General features: G+C 71.3%; 22 protein-coding genes and 1 riboswitch. Of the genes, 14 read left to right on the top strand and 8 right to left on the bottom strand.

Annotated elements, in window-relative coordinates; genetic code table 11:
- The first annotated feature begins 1 nt into the window (after position 1).
- Both GQQ93_RS01220 and GQQ93_RS01215 read left to right on the top strand, forming a co-directional pair.
- On the top strand, positions 2–577 hold the full coding sequence (locus GQQ93_RS01220; RefSeq protein ID WP_157422396.1) for a GNAT family N-acetyltransferase: 576 nt from the start codon (positions 2–4) through the stop codon (positions 575–577).
- A complete protein-coding gene (locus tag GQQ93_RS01215) occupies positions 574–1,380 on the top strand; it encodes an HAD family hydrolase (protein WP_157422395.1) in 807 nt (268 codons plus the stop codon). Before GQQ93_RS01220 ends, GQQ93_RS01215 begins: the two co-directional genes overlap by 4 nt.
- A gap of 170 nt (positions 1,381–1,550) precedes the next feature.
- Here the strand turns inward: GQQ93_RS01215 and glpK are convergent, their stop codons facing one another.
- The 3 genes from glpK to GQQ93_RS01200 all read right to left on the bottom strand — a co-directional run bounded on the left by glpK (position 1,551) and on the right by GQQ93_RS01200 (position 5,799).
- Positions 1,551–3,065 (bottom strand): glycerol kinase GlpK, encoded by a 1,515-nt coding sequence (gene glpK / locus GQQ93_RS01210; RefSeq protein ID WP_157422394.1) that lies wholly within the window; start codon positions 3,063–3,065, stop codon positions 1,551–1,553.
- A gap of 59 nt (positions 3,066–3,124) precedes the next feature.
- Complete coding sequence (locus tag GQQ93_RS01205) at positions 3,125–3,874, bottom strand: MIP/aquaporin family protein (RefSeq protein WP_281349863.1); 750 nt, start codon at positions 3,872–3,874, stop codon at positions 3,125–3,127.
- A 161-nt stretch (positions 3,875–4,035) separates the two neighbouring features.
- The gene (locus tag GQQ93_RS01200) at positions 4,036–5,799 is read right to left on the bottom strand and encodes a glycerol-3-phosphate dehydrogenase/oxidase (RefSeq protein WP_157422392.1); all 1,764 of its coding nucleotides are present in this window, start codon (positions 5,797–5,799) and stop codon (positions 4,036–4,038) included.
- A gap of 116 nt (positions 5,800–5,915) precedes the next feature.
- Between GQQ93_RS01200 and GQQ93_RS01195 the strand changes: the two genes are divergently transcribed.
- The 9 genes from GQQ93_RS01195 to GQQ93_RS01155 all read left to right on the top strand — a co-directional run bounded on the left by GQQ93_RS01195 (position 5,916) and on the right by GQQ93_RS01155 (position 15,938).
- Positions 5,916–6,917: a sugar-binding transcriptional regulator gene (locus tag GQQ93_RS01195; protein WP_157422391.1), complete on the top strand. Its 1,002-nt coding sequence runs from the start codon at positions 5,916–5,918 to the stop codon at positions 6,915–6,917.
- 108 nt (positions 6,918–7,025) lie between these two features.
- Positions 7,026–7,171: riboswitch (FMN riboswitch) on the top strand.
- 86 nt (positions 7,172–7,257) lie between these two features.
- Positions 7,258–8,322 carry a bifunctional diaminohydroxyphosphoribosylaminopyrimidine deaminase/5-amino-6-(5-phosphoribosylamino)uracil reductase RibD gene (gene ribD / locus GQQ93_RS01190; protein WP_246191985.1) on the top strand — a complete coding sequence of 355 codons (1,065 nt, stop codon included), beginning with the start codon at positions 7,258–7,260 and terminating at the stop codon, positions 8,320–8,322.
- Position 8,323: 1 nt separating this feature from the next.
- Entirely contained in the window at positions 8,324–8,983 is a 660-nt protein-coding gene (locus tag GQQ93_RS01185) for a riboflavin synthase (RefSeq protein WP_157422390.1), read from the top strand.
- Positions 8,980–10,281, top strand: coding sequence for a GTP cyclohydrolase II (ribA, locus tag GQQ93_RS01180; RefSeq protein ID WP_157422389.1), 1,302 nt, complete (start codon positions 8,980–8,982; stop codon positions 10,279–10,281). Before GQQ93_RS01185 ends, ribA begins: the two co-directional genes overlap by 4 nt.
- The gene (gene ribH, locus GQQ93_RS01175) at positions 10,278–10,742 is read left to right on the top strand and encodes a 6,7-dimethyl-8-ribityllumazine synthase (RefSeq protein WP_157422388.1); all 465 of its coding nucleotides are present in this window, start codon (positions 10,278–10,280) and stop codon (positions 10,740–10,742) included. The genes ribA and ribH overlap by 4 nt, the downstream gene beginning before the upstream one ends.
- 58 nt (positions 10,743–10,800) lie before the next feature.
- A complete protein-coding gene (locus GQQ93_RS01170; RefSeq protein WP_157422387.1) occupies positions 10,801–11,154 on the top strand; it encodes a Fe-S protein in 354 nt (117 codons plus the stop codon).
- A gap of 256 nt (positions 11,155–11,410) precedes the next feature.
- On the top strand, positions 11,411–12,808 hold the full coding sequence (locus tag GQQ93_RS01165; protein WP_157422386.1) for an MFS transporter: 1,398 nt from the start codon (positions 11,411–11,413) through the stop codon (positions 12,806–12,808).
- Positions 12,809–12,993: 185 nt separating this feature from the next.
- Positions 12,994–14,934 (top strand): ABC transporter ATP-binding protein, encoded by a 1,941-nt coding sequence (locus GQQ93_RS01160; RefSeq protein WP_157422385.1) that lies wholly within the window; start codon positions 12,994–12,996, stop codon positions 14,932–14,934.
- Between the two features lie 179 nt (positions 14,935–15,113).
- Positions 15,114–15,938, top strand: coding sequence for a hypothetical protein (locus tag GQQ93_RS01155; protein ID WP_157422384.1), 825 nt, complete (start codon positions 15,114–15,116; stop codon positions 15,936–15,938).
- Between the two features lie 27 nt (positions 15,939–15,965).
- Here GQQ93_RS01155 and GQQ93_RS01150 read toward each other — a convergent pair whose 3' ends face one another.
- The 3 genes from GQQ93_RS01150 to GQQ93_RS01140 all read right to left on the bottom strand — a co-directional run bounded on the left by GQQ93_RS01150 (position 15,966) and on the right by GQQ93_RS01140 (position 18,938).
- Entirely contained in the window at positions 15,966–16,481 is a 516-nt protein-coding gene (locus GQQ93_RS01150; protein WP_157422383.1) for a 2'-5' RNA ligase family protein, read from the bottom strand.
- 21 nt (positions 16,482–16,502) lie between these two features.
- Positions 16,503–16,901, bottom strand: coding sequence for a DUF1622 domain-containing protein (locus tag GQQ93_RS01145; protein WP_157422382.1), 399 nt, complete (start codon positions 16,899–16,901; stop codon positions 16,503–16,505).
- Positions 16,902–17,060: 159 nt separating this feature from the next.
- Positions 17,061–18,938 carry a phosphoenolpyruvate carboxykinase (GTP) gene (locus tag GQQ93_RS01140; RefSeq protein WP_157422381.1) on the bottom strand — a complete coding sequence of 626 codons (1,878 nt, stop codon included), beginning with the start codon at positions 18,936–18,938 and terminating at the stop codon, positions 17,061–17,063.
- 128 nt (positions 18,939–19,066) lie between these two features.
- Between GQQ93_RS01140 and GQQ93_RS01135 the strand changes: the two genes are divergently transcribed.
- From GQQ93_RS01135 to GQQ93_RS01125, 3 genes are read left to right on the top strand one after another with little or no spacing between them, the layout of a single operon-like run.
- Positions 19,067–20,509, top strand: coding sequence for a helix-turn-helix domain-containing protein (locus GQQ93_RS01135; protein WP_157422380.1), 1,443 nt, complete (start codon positions 19,067–19,069; stop codon positions 20,507–20,509).
- A gap of 60 nt (positions 20,510–20,569) precedes the next feature.
- Entirely contained in the window at positions 20,570–20,908 is a 339-nt protein-coding gene (locus tag GQQ93_RS01130; protein ID WP_157422379.1) for a PadR family transcriptional regulator, read from the top strand.
- A complete protein-coding gene (locus tag GQQ93_RS01125) occupies positions 20,908–21,924 on the top strand; it encodes a permease prefix domain 1-containing protein (protein ID WP_157422378.1) in 1,017 nt (338 codons plus the stop codon). The genes GQQ93_RS01130 and GQQ93_RS01125 overlap by 1 nt, the downstream gene beginning before the upstream one ends.
- A 202-nt stretch (positions 21,925–22,126) precedes the next feature.
- Here the strand turns inward: GQQ93_RS01125 and GQQ93_RS01120 are convergent, their stop codons facing one another.
- Positions 22,127–22,915, bottom strand: coding sequence for an SDR family NAD(P)-dependent oxidoreductase (locus GQQ93_RS01120; RefSeq protein WP_157422377.1), 789 nt, complete (start codon positions 22,913–22,915; stop codon positions 22,127–22,129).
- 116 nt (positions 22,916–23,031) lie between these two features.
- Positions 23,032–24,207, bottom strand: a complete 1,176-nt coding sequence (locus GQQ93_RS01115; protein ID WP_157422376.1) for a thiolase family protein — start codon at positions 24,205–24,207, stop codon at positions 23,032–23,034.
- Positions 24,208–24,296: the final 89 nt, after the last annotated feature.

The raw sequence follows: 24,296 nt of genomic DNA, 5'->3' as shown, positions 1-24,296 counted from the left end.
CATGCTGCCCGTCGAGCTGCGCACCGCCCGCCTCGTCCTCGACCTCCCGGTCGAGGACGACGTCGAGCGCGTCGCGCGCTACTGCCAGGACCCGCTGTTCGAGCAGTTCCTCACGACGCCGTGGCCGTACACCGAAGCGCATGCAAGAGGATTCCTCACCGAGCATGTTCCGTCGGCGTGGCAGTCCGGCAGCGAGCTCACCTGGGCGATCCGCACCGAATCCGGTGGCCGGCTGATCGGCGTGATCAGTCTGCGCGCCGCGGGCCGCGAGGTCGGCTACTGGCTCGGCGACGAGCATCGAGGCTCGGCGTACACGACCGAGGCCCTCGGAGCGGTGTGCGCGTGGGCCGTCGAGCACTGGCCCGGCACCGAGACCGTGACGTGGCGAGCGAACGCGGGCAACGTCGCCTCGGCGATGGTCGCGCGGGCGGCCGGGTTCCGCAACACGACGACCGCCACGACGACCGTGCCCGGGCGCGACGGCGCCGAGCTCGAGGGCTGGTCGGGCGAGCGCGGCCGCATCCCCGCGGCCGATGCCGTCGAGAGCTGGGTGCCGCTCCTCGGCGGGGCGGAATGACTGCGGCGGGCGACCACGCCGACCGCCCGCCGGCAGCCGCGTCGTCGACTGGGCGCGCGGCCACGCCGCTCGTGCTGTTCGATCTCGACGACACCCTGATGGCGCACCGCGAGGCGGTCGCGGCCGGCATCGTGCTGCACATGCGCGAACGTGCATACATCGGCGACGAGGCGCCCGCGCAGCGGCTCTGGCACGAGCTCGAGGAGCAGCACTACCACGAGTACCTCGCCGGGCGACTGAGCTTCGAGGGCCAGCGACGGGCGCGCGCCCGCGACTTCGCGCTGGCGCACGGCGACGAACTCGACGAGCTCGCGGCCGGGGCGTGGTTCGACCGGTATTTCGAGCGGTACCGCGAGTCGTGGACCCTGCATGCCGACGCGCTCCGGGCCCTCGATCGCCTCACCGCCGAGACTCCCCAGGTGCGCATCGGCATCATCACGAACGGCGAGCTCGACTTCCAGCTCGCGAAGCTCGACCGGCTCGGCATCCGCGAGCGCTTCGCGCACGTGATCGCCTCCGGCGCGGTCGGCGTCACGAAGCCCGACCCCGAGATCTTCGAACTCGCGGTCGCGCGGTTCGAGGCGGAGCATCCGGTCTCCCGGGTCGCCTACGTCGGCGATCGACTGGCGACCGACGCGATCGGCGCTGCACGTGCCGGACTCGTCGGCGTCTGGTTGAACCGCTTCGGCGTCGAGCCCGGCTCCGACGAGGCCGCCGAGGCCGCGGCCGCGGGCGTCATCGAGATCACCTCGCTCGACCAGCTCCCCGCTGCGCTCACCCCCCGAGCGCCGCGGCTGCCCTGACTGCTCGACCGCCGGCCCCCTGGCCGCCTGCCCGCCGGTCCGCCCGACCGCCGGCCGCCTGGCCGCCCGACCGCCGGCCGCACCTCGACGGCCGAACGAAGACGGGCCGAGCGCACCCCCATGCGCCCGGCCCGTGATTCCACCGTAACCCGCGGTGGAGGTTCTCGACGTCAGACGACGTCTTCGTCGACCCAGTCGAGGGTCTTCGAGACGGCCTTCTTCCAGTTGCGGTCGAGTCGCGCACGCTCCGCCTCGTCCATCGAGGGGGTCCAGCGCTTGTCCTCCTGCCAGTTCTGGGCGAGCTCGTCGAGGCTCGACCAGAAGCCGACCGCGAGGCCGGCCGCGTAGGCGGCGCCGAGTGCCGTCGTCTCGGCGACGACCGGGCGCACGACCGGCACGCCCAGGATGTCGGCCTGGAACTGCAGCAGGGTGTCGTTGGCGGTGGCACCGCCGTCGACGCGCAGCTCGGTGAGGTCGACGCCGGCGTCGGCGTTCACGGCCTCGATCACGTCGCGCGTCTGGAACGCGATCGCCTCGAGTGCCGCGCGGGCGATGTGGCCCTTGTTCACGAAGCGGGTGAGCCCCACGAGCGCACCGCGGGCGTCGGGTCGCCAGTACGGCGCGAAGAGCCCCGAGAAGGCCGGCACGAAGTACGCGCCGCCGTTGTCCTCCACCGACTTCGCCAGTTCTTCGACCTCGGCGGCCGAGGAGATGAGCCCCAGGTTGTCGCGCAGCCACTGGATCAGCGAACCGGTGACGGCGATCGAGCCCTCGAGCGCGTAGTGCACCGGCTGGTCGCCCAGCTTGTAGCCGACGGTCGTGAGCAGTCCGTTCTTCGAGTGGACGATCTCCTCGCCCGTGTTGAAGATCAGGAAGTTGCCGGTGCCATAGGTGTTCTTCGCCTCACCGGTCGCGAACGCGGCCTGGCCGAAGGTCGCCGCCTGCTGGTCGCCGAGGATGCCCGAGATGGGGGTCTCGCGCAGCAGCGAGTGCTCGTTCGCGGTGCCGTACACCTCGGACGAGCTCTTGATCTCGGGGAGCATCGAGCGCGGCACGCCGAACGCGGCGAGGATCTCGTCGTCCCAGGCGAGGGTCTCGAGGTCCATGAACATCGTGCGGCTCGCGTTCGTGACATCCGTCGCGTGCACACCGCCGTCGACGCCGCCCGTCAGGTTCCAGAGCACCCAGCTGTCGGTCGTGCCGAACAGCAGGTCGCCGGCCTCGGCCTTCTCGCGCGCCCCGGGCACGTTCTCGAGGATCCAGACGACCTTGGTGCCCGAGAAATAGGTCGCGAGCGGCAGACCGACCTGCTCCTTGAAGCGCTCCACGCCGCCGTCGGCCGCGAGGCGGTCGACGATGGGCTGGGTGCGGGTGTCCTGCCAGACGATCGCGTTGTAGACCGGTTCGCCGGTCGTCTTGTCCCACACCACGGTGGTCTCGCGCTGGTTCGTGATGCCGACCGCGGCGATGTCGTGGCGGGTGAGCTTCGCCTTGCCGAGCGCCTGGCCGATCACCTCGCCCGTGTTGTGCCAGATCTCGGCGGCATCGTGCTCGACCCAGCCCGCCTTCGGGAAGATCTGCTCGTGCTCGAGCTGCCCGGTCGAGACGATCGATCCGGCCTTGTCGAAGATGATCGCGCGCGACGAGGTCGTGCCCTGGTCGATTGCGAGTACGTAGTCAGCCATCTGAGAACTCCGTTGCTGTCAGTGAATGGTGAGTGTCGGGTGAGCGTGGATGCCTCGGGCTAGACGAGGATCGGGAGCAGCGGGCCTGCCGCGAGGCCGGCGAGCACGCCGCCGATGATGGGTCCGACGACCGGCACCCACGAGTACGACCAGTCGCTGCCGCCCTTGCCCTTGATCGGCAGGATGGCGTGCGCGATGCGCGGACCGAGGTCACGGGCCGGGTTGATCGCGTAGCCCGTCGGACCACCGAGCGAGGCGCCGATCGCGATCACGAGGAACGCGACGGGGATCGCGCCGAGCTCGGCGGGCGTGCCGCCGTTCGTGAAGCCGATGATGACGAACACGAGCACGAAGGTGCCGATGATCTCGGTGACGAGGTTCCAGCCGTACGAGCGGATCGCCGGACCGGTCGAGAACACACCGAGCTTGTTGGCGGCCTCGGGCTCGGCGTCGAAGTGCTGCTTGTATGCGAGCCAGCAGAAGATCGCGCCGAGGAACGCACCGATCATCTGGGCGCCGATGTAGGTGAGCACCGAGAGCGCGTTGACCGGGACTCCCGAGCCGAACTCGGTGGCGCCGTTCGCGACGAGGCCGAGCGTGACGGCCGGGTTCAGGTGCGCGCCCGAGGCGTACGACACGATGACGCCGGCGAAGACCGCGAGGCCCCAGCCGATGTTGACCATGAGGAACCCGCCGCCGAAGCCCTTGTTCTTCGCGAGGGCGACGTTCGCGACGACACCGCAGCCGAGCAGGACGAGCATCGCCGTGCCGACGACTTCCGACAGGAACACGAGACCGAGATTGTCCACGTTGACCTTCTTTCTGAGAGAGCGAGCCGATCGGCCCCGATGAAACGTATCCGCCGAAATGGCCGGTACCCGGCGTTTCCGGGTGCACATCCGTGCAGATTCGCCATCGGAGACGAGGAGCGGCCCGTCTCGGGAGGAACGGCCCGCCTCGGGCGGTGCGCTTACGCGGTGGGTACGAGTTCGCCGATCGCGACGCCGTGGCGCTCGGCCATCAGCGTGCGGGTCGCCGCGATCTCCTCGGCGCGACGCTCCGCGCTCCACCCGAGCGCGGCACCCGCGAGCTCGGCGAGCTCGACGAGGAGTTCGGCGGTCAGCGCACCCGTGAACGCGATGCTCGTGCGCCGCAGCACCAGGTCCTGCAGGTGCACGACGCGCTCGCCCCGCACGAGCCAGAGGATCTCCTGGCGGCTGTAGCCGGTGTGGTGCGCGAGCGGCTCGTCCTGCTCGCCCTCGCCCTCGACCTCGGCGAGGAAGGCGGCGGCGCGGGTGCCGTAGCGTTCGAGCAGCTCGTCGGCGCGGAGTCGGCCGACCTCGTCGCCGTGCGACACCAGCCAGACGCGACGGGCGTCGTCGTTCGCGGGGTAGCCCGCGCCGCCGCCGATCGCGAGGCCCTTCGTCGACACGGTGCGCGACGCACCGATGAGCGCGAGCACCTCGTCGGAGAGGTGCTCGGCGAGCGCCCGGAAGGTGGTCCACTTGCCGCCGACGAGGCTCAGCACCGTCGTGCCGGGGCGGCCCGTGGCATCCGCCCGCTCGATGCGGTAGTCGCGGGAGACGAAGCCCGGCTGGGTCTCGTCGTGGTGCGGCAGCGGGCGAACGCCCGAGAAGCGGTAGACGATCTGCGAGCGGTCGACGGCGACGCTTGGGAAAACGTGCGCGATGAGGTCGAAGAAGTAGTCGACCTCCTGCTCGGTGCAGATCGCGGGCTCGCGCATGTCGTGCTCGAGGTCGGTCGTGCCGACCATGACCTTGCCCTTGAGCGGGTAGATCAGCACGATGCGCCCGTCCTCGTGCTCGAAGAAGATCTCGCGCCCGGCGGTGGCGGCGTGCAGTTCGGGGTGGTCGAGCACGATGTGCGATCCCTTGGTGCCGCCCATGAATCGGGTCTCGTTGCCGAGTCCCGCGTTCGTGAGGTCGGTCCAGGGGCCCGAGGTGTTCACGACGACCTCGGCCGCGATCGAGAACTCCTCCCCCGTGGTCGTGTCGCGCAGCCGCACCCCGGCGGCGTCGTGGCCGATCGCCTCGAGGTAGTTCGCGGCACGGGCGTGCGGGCCTGCCGCGAGCCCGTCGAAGAGCACATCGAGGGCGAGGCGCTCGGGGTCGTGCATGCTCGCGTCGTAGTAGGTGGCGGTGTACTTCACGCCCGGGTTCAGGTCGGGCAGCTCGGCCAGCGATCGCTTGCGGCCGTGGAAGCGGTGGCGCGGCACGGAGCCGCCGTCGCGCGAGAAGGAGTCGTAGATCGTGAGGCCGGCCTTGATGAGCGCGGCGCCGCGCTCGGTGGGCTTGCCCGACTTGTGGGTGAGGAAGCGCAGGGGCGCGGAGAGGATGCCCGAGAAGGTCGAGAAGATCGGCACGGTGGTCTCGAGCGGCCTCACGTAGTGCGGCGCGATGCGGATGAGGCCGTTGCGCTCCTCGACCGATTCCTTGACGAGGCGGAACTCGCCGTTCTCGAGGTAGCGGATGCCGCCGTGGATCATGTGCGACGACGCCGACGAGGCGCCGGAGACGAAGTCGCCGCGCTCGACGAGCACGACGTCGACGCCCTGCAGGGCGAGGTCGCGGAAGGTCGCGATGCCGTTGATGCCGGCGCCGATCACGAGCACGGATGCCTCGGGGCGGGCGCGGAGGGCTGCGATCTCCTCCCGGGTCGACGGAGCGCCGCCGTGGTGCTCCGGGCGGTGCTGGTTCGTCGATTGCGTTGACATCGCTGTCCTCTCGGAAGTGACGGGCTTGCATGAGCCTGCCGGGTGTGGATGAATACATCGTGAACACGCCAGCACGAACTTGCAAGCCGCGTGAACATATGTGCAGAGTGGGAGCCATGATCGACAAGGAGATCCTCGCGACGATCGACGTCGACGAGGCGGTGCCGGGCAAGACCCGCGACGCGCTGCGTGCGGCGCACCTGTACTACATGCAGGACCTCACGATGGACGCGATCGCGCACGAGCTGCACACCTCGCGTTCCTCGGTGTCTCGGCTGCTCAGCCACGCCCGCGCGAGCGGGCTCGTCGAGATCTCCATCCACTCCCCCCTCGACCTGCCGAGCCGCATCGAGCACGAGATCCTCGAGCGCTTCGAGGTGCAGGCGCACGTCATCCCGGTGCCCGACCACGCGAGCGACGTCGACCGGCTCGACCGCGTCGCGCTCTCGGCTGCACGGATTCTCGGCCGCTTCATCGACTCCAACCTCACCGTGGGCCTCGCCTGGGGATCGACGATGGGCGCGATGAGCCGGCACCTCGTACCGAAGGCGACGCACAACTCCGAGATCGTGCAGCTGAACGGCGCCGGCAACCTGCGCACGACCGGCATCGTGTACGCGAGCGAGCTGCTGCGCCGCTTCGGCGACGCGTTCGGCGCGCGCGTGCAGCAGTTCCCGGTGCCCGCGTTCTTCGACGACCCGGCCACGAAGCAGGCCTTCTGGCGCGAACGCTCGACGCAGCGCCTGCTCGACCTGCAGGGCCGGCTCGACCTCGCCCTCTTCGGCATCGGCTCGCCGTTCGCCGAGGTGCCGAGCCACGTCTACCAGGGCGGCTACCTCGAGCGGGCCGACTACGAGGGCCTCAGCAGGGACGGCGCGGTCGGCGACGTCGCGACCGTGTTCTATCGCGCCGACGGCTCGACCGACGGCATCGCGCTGAACGAACGCGCGACCGGCCCCGACTTCGCGACGCTGCGGCGCGCGCCGCGGCGCATCTGCGTCGTCTCGGGTCGCGCGAAGCTCGCGGGCCTCCGCGGCGCGCTCGCCGCCGGGCTCATCACCGATCTCATCGTCGACGAGGGCACGGCACGGGCGCTCGTCGAGTCGCCCGCCGACTGACGCGACCCGCCGAGCCACCGCGCCCTCGACCGCTCGACGGCGGCCCCCAGGCCTCCGCGACGCGGGAATAGGGCGGCCTCCCGTGCGTTGACCTACAATCGACACGAGAAACGTGCTCCGGGGTCGGTGTAATTCCGAGCCGGCGGTGACAGTCCGCGAGCCGGGCGCGTTCGATCGCGAGATCGAATGTGCACGGTTGAACCGGTGGAATTCCGGTACCGACGGTGAAAGTCCGGATGGGAGGCGGCACGTGTCGGCTGCGCCGTGCGCCGCCGACGGCACGGTGGCGACACCGTGCACCAGCCGAGCATTCCCGGAGCCTTGGACACGAGGACGAGGAATGGCGAGCGCTGACCACCAGGCGGCTGCGCAGCACGCAGCGGATGCCACTGCGATGCGCCGCGCGCTCGAACTCGCCGAGCAGGGCCCTGCCGCCGGGGTGAACCCGCGCGTCGGCTGCGTCATCCTCTCGCCCGCGGGCGACGTGCTCGCCGAGGGCTGGCACCGTGGCGCGGGCACCGCGCACGCCGAGGTCGACGCGCTGTCGCAGCTCGCGCGGGGCGCCGCCGCCGGCGCGACGGTCGTCGTCACCCTCGAGCCCTGCAACCACACGGGCCGCACCGGGCCGTGCGCGCTCGCCCTCATCGAGGCCGGCATCGCACGCGTCGTGTACGCGGTCGGCGACCCGGGCGACCACTCCTCGGGCGGCGCCGTGCGCCTCCGCGACTCCGGGGTCGAGGTCACGGGCGGCGTGCTCGCCGACGAGGTCGAGGCGCTTCTCGACGACTGGCTGTTCGCCGCCCGCCACCGCCGCCCGCACGTCACCGTCAAGTGGGCGTCGAGCCTCGATGGCCGGGCCGCCGCGACCGACGGCACGAGCCGGTGGATCACGGGCGCGGCCGCCCGCAGCGACGTGCATCGCCGCCGCACCGCGGCCGACGCGATCGCGGTCGGCACGGGCACCGTGCTCGCCGACGACCCCGCGCTCACCGCGCGCGACGACGCGGGCCGACTGCTCGATCGCCAGCCCGTGCCCGTCGTCTTCGGGCGCCGCCCCGTGCCGGCCGACGCCGCCGTGCACGCACACCCGCACGCACCCCTGTTCGTGACGGGCGCCGAGCTCGCCCGCGACCTCGAAGAGCTGCAGCGGCGGGGCATCCGCTCGCTCTTCGTCGAGGGCGGACCAACCCTCGCGAGCGCCTTCATCGCCGCCGGCCTCGTCGACGAGCTGCTCGTCTACCTCGCCCCCGCGCTCCTCGGCGGCCCGATGCTCGCCCTGGGCGAGCTCGGTGTCCCGACGATCGCCGACGCCCTCCGCTTCGAATTCGCCGCCGTCGAGCGGCTCGGCGACGACGTGCTGCTCGTCGCGCACCGGCACTCGACCACCAGAGATGAGAGAGACTGACATGTTCACCGGAATCATCGAGGAGCTCGGACGCATCACGCGCGTCGAGCGCACCGCCGACGCCGCGAGGCTGACGGTGCACGGGCCGCTCGCCGTCGAGGGCGTGAAGCACGGCGACTCGATCGCGGTGTCGGGCGTCTGCCTCACCGTCGTCGACTTCGACGCGCAGGGCTTCACCGCCGACGTCATGGCGCAGACCCTCGCGATGTCGACCCTCGACGCGGCGGGCGAGGGCCTCGCGGTGAACCTCGAACGGGCGACGAAGGTCGGAGATCGCATCGGCGGGCACATCGTGCAGGGTCACATCGACGGCACCGCCCGCGTGCTCGAGATCCGGCCGGGCGAGGCCTGGCGGGTCATCCGCTTCTCGCTCGACCCCGAGCACGCGCCGCTCGTCGTCGACAAGGGCTCGATCGCCGTCGACGGCGTCTCGCTCACGGTGAGCGCCGTCGGCGTCGACGACGACGGCGACGGCGACTGGTTCGAAGTGTCACTCATCCCCGAGACGCTCGCGGCGACGACCCTCGGCGAGCGCGCGGTCGGCGACCTGGTGAACATCGAGACCGACATCCTCGCCCGGCAGGTGGCGCGGATGCTGCGCTTCGAGGAGCACCGCACGCTGCCGTCCTCCGTGCCCACGACGAACGGAGGTCTCGCATGAGCCTCGCCACGATCCCCGAGGTGCTCGACGCGCTCCGTGCGGGCAAGCCGGTCATCGTCGCCGACGACGAAGCCCGTGAGAACGAGGGCGACGCGATCATGGCCGCCGAGTTCGCGACGCAGGAGTGGATCGCCTGGATGGTGCGCCGCACGAGCGGCTACCTCTGCGCGCCCATGCCGAACGACGTCGCCGACCGGCTCGAGCTGCCGCTCATGGTCGAACGCAACGAAGACGCCCGCGGCACGGCGTACACGATCTCGGTCGACGCGGCCGACCGCGTCTCGACGGGCATCAGCGCCGCCGACCGCGCGCACACCCTGCGCGTGCTGGCAGACCCCGACGCGACCCCCGAACGGCTCGTCCGCCCGGGCCACGTTATCCCGCTGCGCGCGGTCGACGGCGGCGTGCGCGAGCGCGCGGGCCACACCGAGGCCGCAGTCGACCTCATGCGGCTCGCGGGCCTCTCGCCCGTCGGCGTCATCGGCGAACTCGTCGAGGACGACGGCGAGATGATGCGCCTGCCCGGGCTCATCGCCCTCGGCGAGCGCGAGGGCCTGCCGGTGACGACGGTCGCCGCCCTCGTCGAGTGGCTGCGCCGGCAGCACGACGGCGAGCCGCTCCCCGGCGCCGTCGCCGCCACCGTGCCCGAGTCGTCGCCGGTCGCCTTCGAGGTCGAGACGATGCTGCCGACCGAGCACGGCGACTTCCGCGTGCGGGCGTACCGCGACCGCGGCACGGGCGCCGACCACGTCGCGATCATCGTCGGCGATCCCGGCGCCGACGAGCAGGGCGCGGTCGTGCGCGTGCACTCCGAGTGCCTCACCGGCGAGGCCTTCGGGTCGCTGAAGTGCGAGTGCGGGCCGCAGCTCGACGCCGCCCTCGAAGAGATCCAGCGCCGCGGCGGCGTCGTGATCTACCTGCGCGGCCACGAGGGCCGCGGCATCGGGCTCATCAACAAGCTGCGGGCGTACCGCCTGCAGGAGGACGGGCTCGACACCCTCGACGCGAACGTCGCCCTCGGCCTGCCGATCGACGCGCGCGACTACACCGCGGCGTCGGCGATCCTCGCCGACCTCGACGTCGAGCGCGTGCGCCTGCTGACCAACAACCCCGAGAAGGTGCGCCAGCTCGAGTCGCACGGCATCGAGGTCGTCGAGCGGCTGCCGCTCGTCGTCGGCGTCGGCAGCGTCAACACCGGTTACCTCGACACCAAGCGCCGCCGCATGGGGCACGCCATCGAAGACCAGCAGCTCGCGGACGCAGCCGCTGAAACCCTCCTGGAAGGACACGCATCATGAGCGGTCACGGCTCGCCCACCCTCGACATCGACGGCTCCGGCCTCCGCGTCGTCATCGTCGCAGGGCTCTGGCACGACGAGATCTCGAACGGCCTCATCGCGGGCGCGACCCGCACCCTCGAGGCGGCGGGCGCCGAGTTCGAGCTCGTGCGGGTGCCCGGCAGCTTCGAACTGCCGGTCGTCGCGAAGGCCGCGCTCGAGGCCGGCGCCGACGCGGTCGTGGCGCTCGGCGTCATCATCCGCGGCGGCACGCCGCACTTCGAATACGTGTCGGCGGCCGCGACCGACGGGCTCACCCGGGTCGCACTCGACACGGGCAAGCCCGTCGGGTTCGGTGTGCTCACCCTCGACGACGAGCAGCAGGGCCTCGACCGCGCCGGCCTGCCGGGCTCGAAGGAGGACAAGGGCCGCGAGGCCGCCGAAGCGGCGATCGCGACCGCGCGCGTGCTGCGCGCGCTCTGACCGACCGCCGCGCTGAATTCGACTTCGACGCGGCGTAGAACCGGTTACACTCGGCAGCATGGAGACCCTCCGCCACGTCGTCGTGTTCATCCACCTCATCGGTTTCGCCGTGCTCTTCGGCGCCTGGGTCGTCGAGGCGGTGAACCGCCGCTACCAGGTGACCCGCCTCATGAACTACGGGCTCCTCATCGCGGGCGTCGCCGGCCTCGCGCTCGCGGCGCCGTGGGGCATCGAGTACGACATGAACTACATGAAGATCGGCATCAAGCTGGTCGTGCTCATCGCGATCGGCGCGCTCATCGGCATCGGCATGGGGCGCCAGCGCAAACACGGCACCGTCCCGCCCGCGATCTTCTGGTCGATCGGCCTGCTCACGGCCCTCAACGCGGCCATCGCGGTCATCTGGCGGTAGTCCGACCACGAACGATGCAGGATGCCCCGAGCCGAAGCGGCTCGGGGCATCCGCTGTTTCGGAGCACCCGCCGTTCGTCGCAGCATCCGTACCGTTCGTCGCACGTTCGCCCCCATCTCGCGGGGTCGCGGCGTGAGGCGAGCGTAGTGTAGGTGGGTTGCCACAAGCGACGATTCCACCCACTGCCTCACGGCCAGACGCCAGACCGACGTGCCCGAGCGCAGCGCCGTACGCAACCCTGGAGTCTTCGCCAGCGATGTCAGCTTCCCCCGCGGCCCCGGCCGCTTCCATCACCCCGACCGCCCCGGCCAATCCGCGCAGCCGTGTGATCCTCGCGAGCCTCATCGGCACGACGATCGAGTTCTACGACTTCTACGTCTACGCGACCGCCGCCGTGCTCGTCTTCCCTCACCTGTTCTTCCCGACGGGCGACCCGACGACCGCGCTCCTCTCGTCATTCGCCGTGTTCGGCGCGGCGATGGTCGCCCGCCCGCTCGGCGCGATCGTGTTCGGCCATCTGGGCGATAAGCACGGCCGCAAGGCGACGCTCGTCGGCGCCCTCCTCACGATGGGCATCGCGACCTTCCTCATCGGCGCGCTGCCGACCTACGAAGCCGTCGGCTGGCTCGCACCCCTCCTGCTTGTGATCCTGCGCATCGCGCAGGGCTTCGCGCTCGGCGGCGAGTGGTCGGGGGCGGCGCTCGTGGCGACCGAGAACGCGCCGGCCGGCAAGCGCGCCTGGTACGGCACCTTCCCGCAGCTCGGCGCGCCGATCGGCTTCATCATCGCGAACGGCCTCTTCCTCATCATCGCGGCGCTGCTGCCCTCCGACGACCCGACGATGCCCTCGCAGGCGTTCCTCGACTGGGGCTGGCGCATCCCGTTCCTCTTCTCCATCGTGATGGTGGCCGTCGGCCTCTGGGTGCGCCTGCGCCTCGTCGAGTCGACGGCGTTCCAGTCGGCCTCGAAGCGCGGCAAGCTCACGCGCCTGCCGCTCGCGAGCGTCTTCAAGCACTACTGGAAGCAGCTCATCCTCGGCACCTTCTTCATGCTCGCGACGTACGTGCTCTTCTACCTGATGACGACGTTCTCGCTGAGCTACGGTCGCGCGGCGGTCGAGCCGGCCGACGGGGCCCTCCCCGGCCTCGGCTACTCGTACAACACCTTCGTGCTCATGCTGATCGGCGGCGTCGTGTTCTTCGGCATCTTCACCCTGCTGTCGGGCCCGTGGGCCGACCGCTGGGGCCGTCGCAAGACGCTCATCTGGGTCACGATCGGCATCATCGTGTTCGGCCTCGCCTGGGTGCCGCTGCTCGGCGCCGGCTTCGTCGGCGTCATGGCCTGGCTCGTCGTCGGCTTCTCGCTCATGGGCATGACCTTCGGCCCGATGGGCGCGCTGCTGCCCGAGCTGTTCCCCACGAACGTGCGCTACACGGGCTCGGGTATCTCGTACAACGTCTCGTCGATCCTCGGCGCCGCGGTCGCACCCTTCATCGCGGTCGCCCTGTGGCAGGCCGGCGGCGGCAGCCCGTTCTGGGTGGGCGTCTACCTCTCGGTCATGGGCGTCCTCACGCTCATCGCGCTGCTCGTCTCGAAGGAGACCCGCGACGTCGACTTCGACGAGGCCGGGCTCGAGTCCTCGGCGGTGCTGTAGCGGTTCGCCGGTTCGAGGGGCGGATGCCACGTGGCATCCGCCCCTCGTCGTCCGCGGCCCTTGATCGAAGCAGGCGGTGCACGAGAAGTACGGCCGCAGCTGAGGCGCGTAGGCTGCAATGCGGCGATGATGCGAGCGGCGGGGGCGCGAGGCATCCGATCGCCCTTCTCGTCAGGAAAGTGAGCATGAGCACCAGCGAGCCCCGAACCCGCCGCGACGAACGCAACGCGCGCACCGCGCGTCGCACCCCGTCCAGCCGTCGCACCTCCCCCTTCGCCCGCCGCAGCGGCGAGCAGCCGGCCGGTCCCCGCGCGACCTTCCGGCAGTTGCTGCCGTTCATCTTCGAGCACCGACCGGTGCTCATCTGGGTCGCCGTGCTCTCGGTCGTCGGCGCATTCGCGAGCCTCGCCCAGCCGCTGCTCGTCAGCCAGGTCATCAACGTCGTCGAGGCGAGCGAGCCGCTCGGCGGCATCGTCTGGGCGCTCGTCGCGCTCGTCGTCGTGAGCGGCGTGATCTCGGGCTACCAGCACTACCTGCTGCAGCGCACCGGCGAGGGCGTCGTGCTCTCGAGCCGCAAGCGGCTCATCCACAAGCTGCTGCACCTGCCGATCGCCGAATTCGACACCCGCCGCACCGGCGACCTCGTCTCGCGCGTCGGCAGCGACACGACGATGCTGCGCGCCGTGCTCACTCAGGGCCTCGTCGAAGCGGTCGGCGGCACCGTCACCTTCGTCGGCGCCCTCATCGCCATGCTCATCATCGACCCGGTGCTGCTCGGCCTCACCGTGCTCGTCGTCGTCATCGCGATCACGACCGTGACGCTGCTCTCGCAGCGGGTGCGCGAGGCCTCGCACGCCGCCCAGGCGAAGGTCGGCGACGTCGCCGCCTCGGTCGAGCGGGCCATCGGGGCGGTGCGCACGATCCGCGCCGCCGGCGCCACCGAGCGCGAGGTCGCCGCCGTCGAGGCCGAGGCCGAGGGCGCATGGCGCATGGGCGTGCAGGTCGCGAAGATCTCGGCACTCATCGTGCCGATCGCGGGCATCGCGATGCAGGTGTCGTTCCTCGTGGTGCTCGGCGTCGGCGGGTACCGCGTGGCGTCCGGAGCGATCACCGTGGCGAACCTCGTCGCGTTCATCCTGTTCCTCTTCATGATGATCCTGCCGCTCGGACAGGCGTTCGGCGCGATCACCTCGGTCAACCAGGCGCTCGGCGCCCTCGGCCGCATCCAGGAGATCCTCGACCTCCCCGACGAGGACGCGCACGACCGCGAGCTCGCCCCGCGAGCGCTCATCGTCGGCGACGCCAACGAGGGCCTCCTGCCCGACGCACCGGCCATCGCCTTCGACGACGTGCACTTCGCCTACGCGTCGACCCAGCAGGACCCGGCCGACCCCGCGAACGACTCCCCCGACGAGCACCTGCCCGAGCCGAACGTCACCGAGCGCCAGCCCGTGCTGCGCGGCGTCTCGTTCGAGGTGCCGCGCGGCCGCCGCATCGCGCTCGTCGGGCCGTCGGGTGCCGGCAAGTCGACCATCCTCGCGCTCATCGAGCGGTTCTACGACCCGTCGGTCGGCGCGGTCCGCATGGGCGGGCTCGACCTCCGTGCGCTCGACCGCACCGAGCTGCGGGCCCAGATCGGCTACGTCGAACAGGACGCACCCGTGCTCGCCGGCACCCTGCGCGACAACCTGCTGCTCGGCTCTCCCGACGCGACCGACGCCGAGTGCGAGCACGTGCTGCGGGCGGTCAACCTCGGTGCGGTGCTCGACCGCGACGCGGCCGGGCTCGGCGCGGCCGTCGGCGACGACGGCATCATGCTGTCGGGTGGCGAACGCCAGCGCCTGGCGATCGCCCGGGCGCTCCTCGCCGCGCCCCCGATCCTGCTGCTCGACGAGTCGACCTCCTCGCTCGACGGCGTCAACGAGCGCATGATGCGCGAGGCGATCGACGCGGTCGCAGCCGGCCGCACGCTGATCGTGATCGCGCACCGGCTCTCCACCGTGATCGACTCCGACCGCATCGTCGTGCTCGACGACGGACGGGTCGTCGGCGAGGGCACGCACGCCGAGCTCGTCGACGCCGTGCCGCTCTACCGCGAGCTCGCCGAGCACCAGCTGCTGGTCTGAGGCCCACCGAGCCTGACGCGCGATGCCCCGTGGTCTCCGCCACGGGGCATCCGGCACTCAGTGCTGACCCGAGTGAACCTCAGTGCTCGCTCGGATGGATCCGCGATGCGTCGTCCATAGCGTGGGAACCCGCATCCGGCAATGGATGCCACAGGCCCATGCCCCACGGAGGACCCATCATGACCATCGCGACCATGACGGACGCGCGCGACCTCAGCCGCTTCGACGAACTGCCCGTCGAGCTCATCGACGAACTGCCCGACGCCGGCGACGCCACCACGACCCGTCGCTCCGGCCTCGGCAACTCCTTCGACCGGGTGCAGTCCGGCATCCAGGGGTGGCTGCGCCACTGGGAGCCGCTGCAGCTGCCGGCATTCACCGCCGTGCGCGATGTGATGCCGGCCGATGATCGCGGTCGCAGCTCGCTGCACGCCGCCACGACCCGCCCCGACGGCGCGGTGCGCCTCACCGCGAGCGTCTACGACCGTCCGAACCGCTCCGGCGGCCCCCTCGCCTGGTCGCGCAACTGGGCGAGCCTCGCGGTGCTGCCGCCCGCCCGGGAGGCCGGCCGCCTGTTCTACCGGTTCAGCGCCGCGAGCCGACTCGTGCTCGACGGCCAGGCCGAGCTCAGCCTCGTATCGACGAGCGTCAACTTCGGCGTCGTCGCCGACGCGGCGAAGCAGAGCCCGTTCCAGACGCCGGGCTTCGCCGCTCCGCTCGTGCGTCCGCTCGTCGGCGTGCAGTGCCGCGCCGACGTCGACGCCACCTCGTCGCAGACCTTCGAGGGCTCGATCGCCGTGCGCCAGGGCGACACCCCCGCGATGGCGTTCGTCATCGGCACCGACCTCCTCTTCGAGAACGGCTGGGTGCGCATGCACGAGGGCTCGAGCACCTGGATCGGCCCGAGCAAGGCCGGCGCGAGCGGCACGATCGAGTTCCGCTACGCCCCCGCCGCGCTGCTGCGCCTGCTCGGGCACCTCGACGACCCGCACACCGTCGGCTGAGCTCCGACGTCGACCGCCCGTTCGGGCTCAGACCGTCGGCGGCGCGCCGAGCGGCCAGGATCCGAGGATCCGGCCGTGGTGCGAGGTCTCCGGCGGCCTGAGCCGGACGAGGGCGAGGGTGCCGAGCTCGAGACGGTCGCCGCGCAGCACCCGTCCGTGCCGCTTCGCCGTCACGTGCGGCCGGAAGTCGGGCCGAGGCCGGACGAGATCGACCCCGGCGGCGCGGAGCTGCGCGATCGCACGGCCGCGGAGGGCGGCGATCTCGCCACCGTCGCGCACGAGCGAGACGAGGATGTCGCGCCGCGGCCCGAACATCGCATCGTCGCCGACGGCGACCGAGATCGGCCGCCGGCCGGGTTCCCTCGCGACCACCGCGAGCGCCCCGCAGAGCACCTCGGCGTCGAGCTCGGTGGCGAACGGCTCGACGAGGGTCACGTGCAGCGGCCACTGCGCGACGGTGAACTCGTCGCCTGCGACGAGCGGCGAGAGCGGCAGCACGACGACGAAACGCGCCTTCCGGTGAGTCTCTTCTGGAGCTTCCACGCGAGGTTCCCGTCGGCCGCGCTATCGCGACGGGGCGGCCGCCCGCCCGGCACCGTCGACGTCGACCCCGTCGTCGGCTGCGGTGGGCGGCCGCTGCCACGGCCACCGCCCGGTGACCTCGACCGCGAGCGACCAGCTGAGGAAGGTCCTGATCAGCACGATGAGCCCGAGCACGCCGACCGACTCGAGCGTCGGCGTCACGGCCACCGTGCGGATGATGTCGGCTGCGACGAGCAGCTCGAGGCCGATCAGGATGCCTCGACCGAGCACGCGGCGGAACCGCTCGTAGACCGGCCCGAGGTGGCGGATCCGCCGGATCGCGGCGTCTACCATCGCGTAGAGCACGCCGACGACGATCGCGATGACGCCGATGACGTCGATGACCTCGCCCGCCCGCGTGATGATCTGGCCGAACTCCATGGCGCCCTCCTGCCGCACACGCTAGCCCCGACGCGGCGTCTCGGGGCCGATGCCGCCCGCGTGGCGCGGAGCCGGTCACGGCGAAGGGGCGGATGCCGGGCCCACCCGCCGGAGCGGGGTGGGAGGCATCCGCCCCTTCGCGGGCGGTTCCGGAGCGTGCTACTCGGCGACCGGCGCCGAGGAGTGCTCGAGGTGGTAGCGCAGGCTCGCGAGCTCGGCCTTGAGCGCCGCGGGCACCCGGTCGCCGAACTGCTCGAAGTACTCGTCGGTGAGCTCGCACTCGGCGAGCCACGAGTCGCGGTCGACGTCGAAGAGCTGTTCGAGCGCCTCGTCGGTGATGTCGAGGCCGTCGAGGTCGAGGGAGTCGGAAGCGGGGAGCAGGCCGATCGGCGTCTCCACCGTGTCGGCGGTGCCCTCGACGCGACCCACGATCCACTCGAGCACGCGCGAGTTCTCGCCGAAGCCCGGCCAGAGGAACGAGCCGTCGGCGCCCTTGCGGAACCAGTTGACCTGGAAGATCTTCGGTGCGTTGGTGCCGAGGATGCGACCCATCTTCACCCAGTGGCCCCAGTAGTCGGCCATGTTGTAGCCGCAGAAGGGCAGCATCGCGAAGGGGTCGCGGCGCAGCTCGCCGACGGTGCCCTCGGCGGCCGCCGTCTTCTCCGACGAGATGGTCGCACCCATGAAGACGCCGTGCTTCCACGAGCGCGCCTCGGCGACGAGCGGCACGTTCGTCGCGCGGCGGCCGCCGAAGAGGATCGCGTCGATCGGCACGCCGTCGTGGGCGTCCCAGTCGTCGGAGATCTGCGGGCATTGCGCTGCGGCGACCGTGAAGCGCGAGTTCGGGTGCGCGGCGGGGCGTCCGGACGCGGGCGTCCAGGGGTTGCCCTGCCAGTCCGTGAGCTCCTCGGGGATCTCGTCGGTCAGACCCTCCCACCAGACGTCGCCGTCGGGGCGGAGCGCCACGTTCGTGAAGATCGTGTTGCCCCAGAGGGTCTGCACGGCCGTCGGGTTCGTGGTCTCGCCGGTGCCCGGTGCGACGCCGAAGAAGCCGGCCTCGGGGTTGATCGCGTAGAGGCGGCCGTCCTCGCCGGGGCGCATCCAGGCGATGTCGTCGCCGATCGTCTCGACCGTCCAGCCGGGGATCGTCGGGCGCAGCATCGCGAGGTTCGTCTTGCCGCACGCCGACGGGAATGCCGCCGCCACGTGGTACGACTTGCCCTCGGGCGAGGTGATCTTGATGAGCAGCATGTGCTCGGCGAGCCAGCCCTCGTCACGCGCCATGACGCTCGCGATGCGCAGCGCGAAGCACTTCTTCGCGAGGAGCGCGTTGCCGCCGTAGCCCGACCCGAACGACCAGATCTCGCGCGAGTCGGGGAACTGCACGATGTACTTGGTGTCGTTGCAGGGCCACTCGATCTCGGCGCGGCGGTGGCCGACGCCGTCGACCAGCGGGTAGCCGACCGAGTGCACGGTGCGCACCCACGGCTCGCCGGCCTCGATGAGACGGTAGACGGCGTCGCCCATGCGGGTCATGATGCCCATCGAGAGCACGACGTAGGGCGAATCGGTGATCTCGACGCCGAGCTGCGAGATGGGGCCGCCGAGCGGGCCCATCGAGAACGGCACGACGTACATCGTGCGGCCCTTCATCGAGCCGTCGAAGACCTCGGTGAGCTCGGTGCGCATCTCGCGCGGGTCGCGCCAGTTGTTCGTGGGGCCCGCGTCCTCTTCGTACGTCGAGCAGATGAAGGTGCGGTCCTCGACGCGCGCGACATCGGAGGGGTCGGTGCGCGCGAGGTAGCTGTTGGGGCGCCACTCGGGGTTCAGCTTGATGAGCTTGCCCTCGGCGACGAGCTGCTTCTCGAGCAGGTCGGCCTCGTGCTGCGAGCCATCGCACCAGACGATCTCGTCGGGCTTGGTGAGCCCTGCGATCTCGTCGACCCAGGCGCGCAGGGCCGCGTCGGTCGTTCCGCGCCGAGCCGGCGCTGCAGAGTCGGATGCCTCGGTGCCGATCGAGAACTCGGAGATGGTCATCGTCGTCCCTTCCAGTGGGTTCCCGGCGGGCGCCGGAGGAGTTCGTGTTTCCAGAATGCGCCGTTTCGTGGCATCCCACCGACCAAATCGCCAGTTAAGAACCAGCGATCTTTCGATATTCTTAAGGCATGAAGGCAGGCTCCTCCGACCTCGCGACCCTCGGCCATCGCATCCGCCACTTCCGCGGCGAGCGCGGGCTCACACTCGACCAACTCGGCGAGGCCGTCGGCATGGCCGGCAGCCAGCTCTCGCTCATCGAGAACGGCAAGCGCGAGCCGAAGCTCTCGACCCTCGACGCCCTCGCCGCCGCGCTCGACGTCGAGCTCGCCGAGCTGCTCTCGCGCGAGGCGCCGAGCCGGCGCGCCGCCCTCGAGCTCGAGCTCGGCCGAGCCCAGTCGGGCCACCTCTACGCGAGCCTCGGCCTGCCGCAGATCAAGGCCTCGCGCGGCATCACCGACGAGACGCTCGAGGCGGTCGTGGGCCTCCATCGCGAACTCCAGCGGCGGGCGACCGAGGCGATCGCGACCCCCGAAGAGGCACGACGCGCGAACACCGAGCTCCGCGAGCGCATGCGCGAGCGCGCCAACTTCCTGCCCGAGATCGAGACCCTCGCCGAAGAGCAGGTGCGCGCCTCGGGTCACCGCTCGGGCGCGCTGACCCACCGCGAGGTGAGCGTCATGGCCGAGCGGCTCGGCTTCCAGCTCTTCTACGTCGACGACCTGCCCGACTCGACGCGGTCGATCAGCGACCTCTCGAACGGCCGCATCTACCTGCCGCCCGCGTCGATCCCCGGTGGGCACGGCCTGCGCTCGATGGCACTGCAGGCGATGGCGCACCGCCTGCTCGGCCACACTCCCCCGGCCAGCTACACCGAGTTCCTCTGGCAGCGACTGGAGATCAACTACTTCGCCGCCGCATGCCTCATGCCGCAGGACGCCTCGGTCGCATTCCTCCAGGAGGCGAAGAAGGAGAAGCGGCTCGCGATCGAGGACTTCCGCGACGCGTTCGGCGTCACCCATGAGGCCGCGGCGCTGCGCTTCACGAATCTCGCCACCTCGCACCTCGACATGACCCTGCACTTCCTCAGGGTGGCGGGCGACGGGGCGCTGCTCAAGGGCTACGAGAACGACGGCCTGCCGCTGCCGACCGATGTCACGGGCTCGATCGAGGGCCAATGGGTGTGCAAGAAGTGGAGCGCACGCACCGCCTTCGCGCACACGAACCGCACGACCGAGAACTACCAGTACACCGACACCCCGGCCGGCACCTTCTGGTGCGCGACCCAGACCGGCCGAACGGATGCCGCGGAGTTCTCGATCACGGTCGGCGTGCCCTTCGCGCAGGCGAAGTGGTTCCGCGGGCGCGAGACGACCCTCCGGGCGGTCTCGACCTGCCCCGACGAGTCGTGCTGCCGCAGCGCCCCGTCCGAGCTCGCCGAGCGCTGGGCCGGCCGCGCCTGGCCGAGTGCGCGCCTGCACGCGCATGTGCTCTCGCCGCTGCCGTCGGGCACGTTCCCCGGGGTCGACGACGCCTCGGTCTACGAGTTCCTGGAGGCGCACGCCGAGCAATGAACGTCGGGGACAATGAAGTTCCTCTTGCATTAGTGTGTGACACACAGTATCGTGTGCCCCATGAACACCGATGAGACGACCGCCGGGCACCTGCAAGAGCTGCGCCGCGGCACCGTCGTGCTCGCCTGCCTGATCCGGCTGCGCACACCCGACTACGGCTATGCCCTGCTCGAGTCGCTGAACGGCCTCGGCATCCTCGTCGACGCGAACACGCTCTACCCGCTGCTGCGTCGGCTCGAGAAGCAGGCGCTCCTCACGAGCGAGTGGAACACCGACGAGGCCCGGCCCCGCAAGTTCTACCGCACGAGCCCCAGCGGCGAGCTGCTCGCCGACGCACTCATGACCGACTGGCGACGCATCGACGATGCCCTCGCCGGACTCACGACCGGAGACGAATGATGACCGAGCTCACCGACCGCTACCTCTTCGCGGCCACCCGGAGCCTTCCCGCAGCGCAGCGCGAGGAGCTCTCCCGCGACCTCGCCGAGCGCATCGCCGACACGATCGACGCCCGCGTCGACTCGGGTGCCTCGACGCCCGAGACCGCCGAGCACGACGCACTCGTCGAGCTCGGGCACCCCGCCGTGCTCGCCGCGAGCTACAGCGACCGCCCGCTCATGCTGATCGGTCCGCGCTACTTCCTCGTCTGGAAGCGCCTTCTGATCTTCCTCGAGTCGTTCGTCCCCGCGACCGTCGCGGCCGCCACCGCGCTCGGCCTCGTGCTCTCGGGCGGCGGCTGGGAGATCGTCGGCACGGTGGTCACCACCGGTCTCACCGTCGCCGTGCACCTCGCGTTCTGGGTGACGCTCGTCTTCGCGCTGATCGAGCGCTACGACACCGGCGCCGTCGGCAGCGCCGACAAGCTGCTCGGCTGGACGCCCGACCAGCTCCCGCAGCTGCCCGAGGTACGCCGCCCGCATCGGCGGAGCGACCTCATCGCGAGCCTCGTCTGGCTCGCGATCGCCGCCGGGTTGCTCGTGTGGCAGCAGTTCGGCGTCCTCTGGATCGGTGGCGAACGCTCCGCAGTGCCGCTGCTCGCTCCCGAGCTGTGGTCGTTCTGGCTGCCGTACCTCTTCGTGCTCATCGCGCTCGAGGCGGCGTTCGCCGTCTGGATCTACCGCAGCGACTGGAACTGGGCCAACGCCCTCGTGAACGTCGCCCTGAGTGCCGCGTTCGCGATCCCGGTCATCTGGCTCTTCGTCGAGGGGATGCTGCTCAGCCCCGAATTCCTCGCGGCGATCGACCCGTACCTCGACGCCGATGCCGAGCGCGTGCTGTCGGTGCTCTTCATCGGGGGCGTCGCCGCCATCTGCGCCTGGGACTCGATCGACGGGATCATCAAGGCGGTGCGAGGCGGCGGACGCGGCACGCTCGACTTCCCGGGCAACCGCAGCCCGCGCCGGGCCGAGGGCTGAGCGCAGCCCGGCGTTCGAACCGTGGATGCCTCGGGGCCGGCGATCGATCGATCGTCGGCCCCGAGGCATCCGTTCGTTCAGCCGGCGGCCGAGCCCACGACGGGTCGCAGGATGAGACCGCCTCGGACGTGCGGGCGCCCGCGTGTCGCGCGAATCCTCCTGCGACTCGTCGGCGCGTGACGGCCCGCACCGTCGGAGGCGCCTACTTCGGCCCCATCCGGATCGCGCCGTCGAGCCGGATCGTCTCGCCGTTCAGCATCGGGTTCGCGATGATCGAACGCACGAGTGCGGCATACTCGGCGGGCGAGCCGAACCGCGAGGGGTGCGGGATCTGGGCGGCGAGGGAGTCCTGCACCTCCTGCGCCATCGAGGCCATCATCGGCGTCTCGAAGATGCCGGGGGCGATCGTGACGACGCGGATCAGCAGCTTCGAGAGGTCACGCGCGAGCGGCAGGGTCATGGCCGCGACGCCGCCCTTCGAGGCCGAGTAGGCGGCCTGGCCGATCTGCCCGTCGAAGGCCGCGACGGAGGCGGTGTTGACGATGACGCCGCGCTCGGGCGTCTCGGGTCCACCAGGCACGCTGCCCGTCGACGGCTCGGTCGCCGCCATCGCGGCCGCCGCGAGACGGGCCACGTTGAACGTGCCGATGAGATTCACGCGGATCGTACGCTCGAACACGTCGAGCGGGGCGGGGCCCTCGCGCCCGACGGTGCGGTTGCCGGTCGCGATGCCGGCGCAGTTCACCGCGACGCGCAGCGACCCGAGCGCAGAGGCGGCCTCGACCGCGGCCTGCACCTCGGCCTCGTTGGCGACGTCGGCCGCGACGAAGCGAGCGCGATCGCCGAGTTCGGCCGCCGCCTCCTCGCCGCGCGGCCCGGGCAGGTCGACGAGCACGACGGCGGCGCCGCCCTCGATGAGCGCGCGTGCCGTCGCGCGCCCGAGTCCCGAGGCGCCTCCGGTGACGAGCGCCGATGCTCCGGTGAGTTCCATCTGCTGTCCTTTCGATTGGTGTGGTCGCCGAGCGTTTCCGTCGGAACCCGAGGTCTCCGCTGCCGCGGCGACGCTCGGTCGATACGGCGACGCTCGATGGTGTGAGACGCGGGAGTTCAGATCCGTTCGATGACGGTGGCGTTCGCCATGCCGCCGCCCTCGCACATCGTCTGCAGGCCGTAGCGGCCGCCGGTCGCCTCGAGCTGGTTGACGAGGGTCGTGAGCAGGCGCGTGCCCGACGAGCCGAGCGCGTGCCCGAGCGCGATCGCCCCGCCGCGCGGGTTGAGCTTCGCGGGATCCGCCCCGGTGTCGGCGAGCCAGGCGAGAGGAACTGATGCGAACGCCTCGTTGACCTCGTACGCGTCGATGTCGTCGTGCGTGAGTCCGGCGCGCTCGAGCACCTTCGCCGTCGCCGGGATGACGCCCGTGAGCATGTACAGCGGGTCGCTGCCGACCACCGAGAACGAGCGGAAGCGCGCGCGCGGGGTGAGCCCGAGCTGCTCGGCCTTCGACGCGCTCATGATGAGCGCGGCCGAGGCGCCATCGGTGAGCGGCGATGAGTTGCCGGGCGTGATGCGCCAGTCGAGCTCGGGAAACCGCTCGGCGAGCCGGTCGGTGCGGAACGCCGGGTTCAGGCCCGCGAGCGACCCGACCGAGGTGCCGGGGCGCACCGTCTCGTCGGCGAGTGCCTCGACGCCGGGCACCGGCACGAACTCGCTCGCGAACGCGCCCGAGGCGTGCGCCGCCGCCGCGAGCTCGTGCGAGCGCGCGGCGAAGGCGTCGAGCTCGTCGCGGGCGAAGCCCCACTTCGCCGCGATGAGCTCGGCGGAGACGCCCTGGTTCACGAGCCCCTCGGGGTAGCGGGCGCGGATGCGCGAGCCGTACGGGTCGGCTCCTGCGGCGCTCGAGCCGAGCGGCACCCGGCTCATCGACTCGACCCCGCAGGCGATCACGATGTCGGCCTGGCCCGCGAGCACCGCCTGCGCGGCGAACGTCGCGGCCTGCTGGCTCGAGCCGCACTGCCGGTCGATCGTCGTGCCGGGCACGTGCTCGGGGAAGCCCGCGGCGAGCACCGCGTTGCGGGTGAGGTTGTAGCTCTGCTCGCCGATCTGGCTGACGCAGCCCCCGATCACGTCGTCGATCAGGGCCGGGTCGAGGTCGTTGCGGTTCACGAGCGCGTCGAGCACGCCCGCGAGGAGATCGACGGGGTGGACGGCGGACAGGAGCCCTCCGGGCTTGCCGCGCCCGACGGGGGTGCGGACGACGTCGACGATGACGGCTTCAGTGCTCATGGCTCCAGCCTACGACCAGCCAAGCGCTCGCTTGGTCTCAGTACGGCGGATGCCCCGTGCGCAGGCGTGCGCACGGGGCATCCGTCTTG

Source organism: Agromyces lapidis (assembly GCF_009749405.1).
Taxonomy (GTDB): Bacteria; Actinomycetota; Actinomycetes; order Actinomycetales; family Microbacteriaceae; genus Agromyces; species Agromyces lapidis.
This window is presented reverse-complemented; position numbering and strand designations above follow the sequence as displayed.

Excerpts from the sequence above, each read along its gene's own strand:
- GQQ93_RS01220 (WP_157422396.1), top strand. The coding sequence starts at position 2 with ATGCTGCCCGTCGAGCTGCGCACCGCCCGCCTCGTCCTCGACCTCCCG.
- GQQ93_RS01215 (WP_157422395.1), top strand. The coding sequence starts at position 574 with ATGACTGCGGCGGGCGACCACGCCGACCGCCCGCCGGCAGCCGCGTCG.
- glpK (WP_157422394.1), bottom strand. The coding sequence starts at position 3,065 with ATGGCTGACTACGTACTCGCAATCGACCAGGGCACGACCTCGTCGCGC.
- GQQ93_RS01200 (WP_157422392.1), bottom strand. The coding sequence starts at position 5,799 with ATGTCAACGCAATCGACGAACCAGCACCGCCCGGAGCACCACGGCGGC.
- GQQ93_RS01195 (WP_157422391.1), top strand. The coding sequence starts at position 5,916 with ATGATCGACAAGGAGATCCTCGCGACGATCGACGTCGACGAGGCGGTG.
- ribD (WP_246191985.1), top strand. The coding sequence starts at position 7,258 with ATGGCGAGCGCTGACCACCAGGCGGCTGCGCAGCACGCAGCGGATGCC.
- GQQ93_RS01185 (WP_157422390.1), top strand. The coding sequence starts at position 8,324 with ATGTTCACCGGAATCATCGAGGAGCTCGGACGCATCACGCGCGTCGAG.
- ribA (WP_157422389.1), top strand. The coding sequence starts at position 8,980 with ATGAGCCTCGCCACGATCCCCGAGGTGCTCGACGCGCTCCGTGCGGGC.
- ribH (WP_157422388.1), top strand. The coding sequence starts at position 10,278 with ATGAGCGGTCACGGCTCGCCCACCCTCGACATCGACGGCTCCGGCCTC.
- GQQ93_RS01170 (WP_157422387.1), top strand. The coding sequence starts at position 10,801 with ATGGAGACCCTCCGCCACGTCGTCGTGTTCATCCACCTCATCGGTTTC.
- GQQ93_RS01165 (WP_157422386.1), top strand. The coding sequence starts at position 11,411 with ATGTCAGCTTCCCCCGCGGCCCCGGCCGCTTCCATCACCCCGACCGCC.
- GQQ93_RS01160 (WP_157422385.1), top strand. The coding sequence starts at position 12,994 with ATGAGCACCAGCGAGCCCCGAACCCGCCGCGACGAACGCAACGCGCGC.
- GQQ93_RS01155 (WP_157422384.1), top strand. The coding sequence starts at position 15,114 with ATGACCATCGCGACCATGACGGACGCGCGCGACCTCAGCCGCTTCGAC.
- GQQ93_RS01145 (WP_157422382.1), bottom strand. The coding sequence starts at position 16,901 with ATGGAGTTCGGCCAGATCATCACGCGGGCGGGCGAGGTCATCGACGTC.
- GQQ93_RS01140 (WP_157422381.1), bottom strand. The coding sequence starts at position 18,938 with ATGACCATCTCCGAGTTCTCGATCGGCACCGAGGCATCCGACTCTGCA.
- GQQ93_RS01135 (WP_157422380.1), top strand. The coding sequence starts at position 19,067 with ATGAAGGCAGGCTCCTCCGACCTCGCGACCCTCGGCCATCGCATCCGC.
- GQQ93_RS01130 (WP_157422379.1), top strand. The coding sequence starts at position 20,570 with ATGAACACCGATGAGACGACCGCCGGGCACCTGCAAGAGCTGCGCCGC.
- GQQ93_RS01125 (WP_157422378.1), top strand. The coding sequence starts at position 20,908 with ATGACCGAGCTCACCGACCGCTACCTCTTCGCGGCCACCCGGAGCCTT.
- GQQ93_RS01120 (WP_157422377.1), bottom strand. The coding sequence starts at position 22,915 with ATGGAACTCACCGGAGCATCGGCGCTCGTCACCGGAGGCGCCTCGGGA.
- GQQ93_RS01115 (WP_157422376.1), bottom strand. The coding sequence starts at position 24,207 with ATGAGCACTGAAGCCGTCATCGTCGACGTCGTCCGCACCCCCGTCGGG.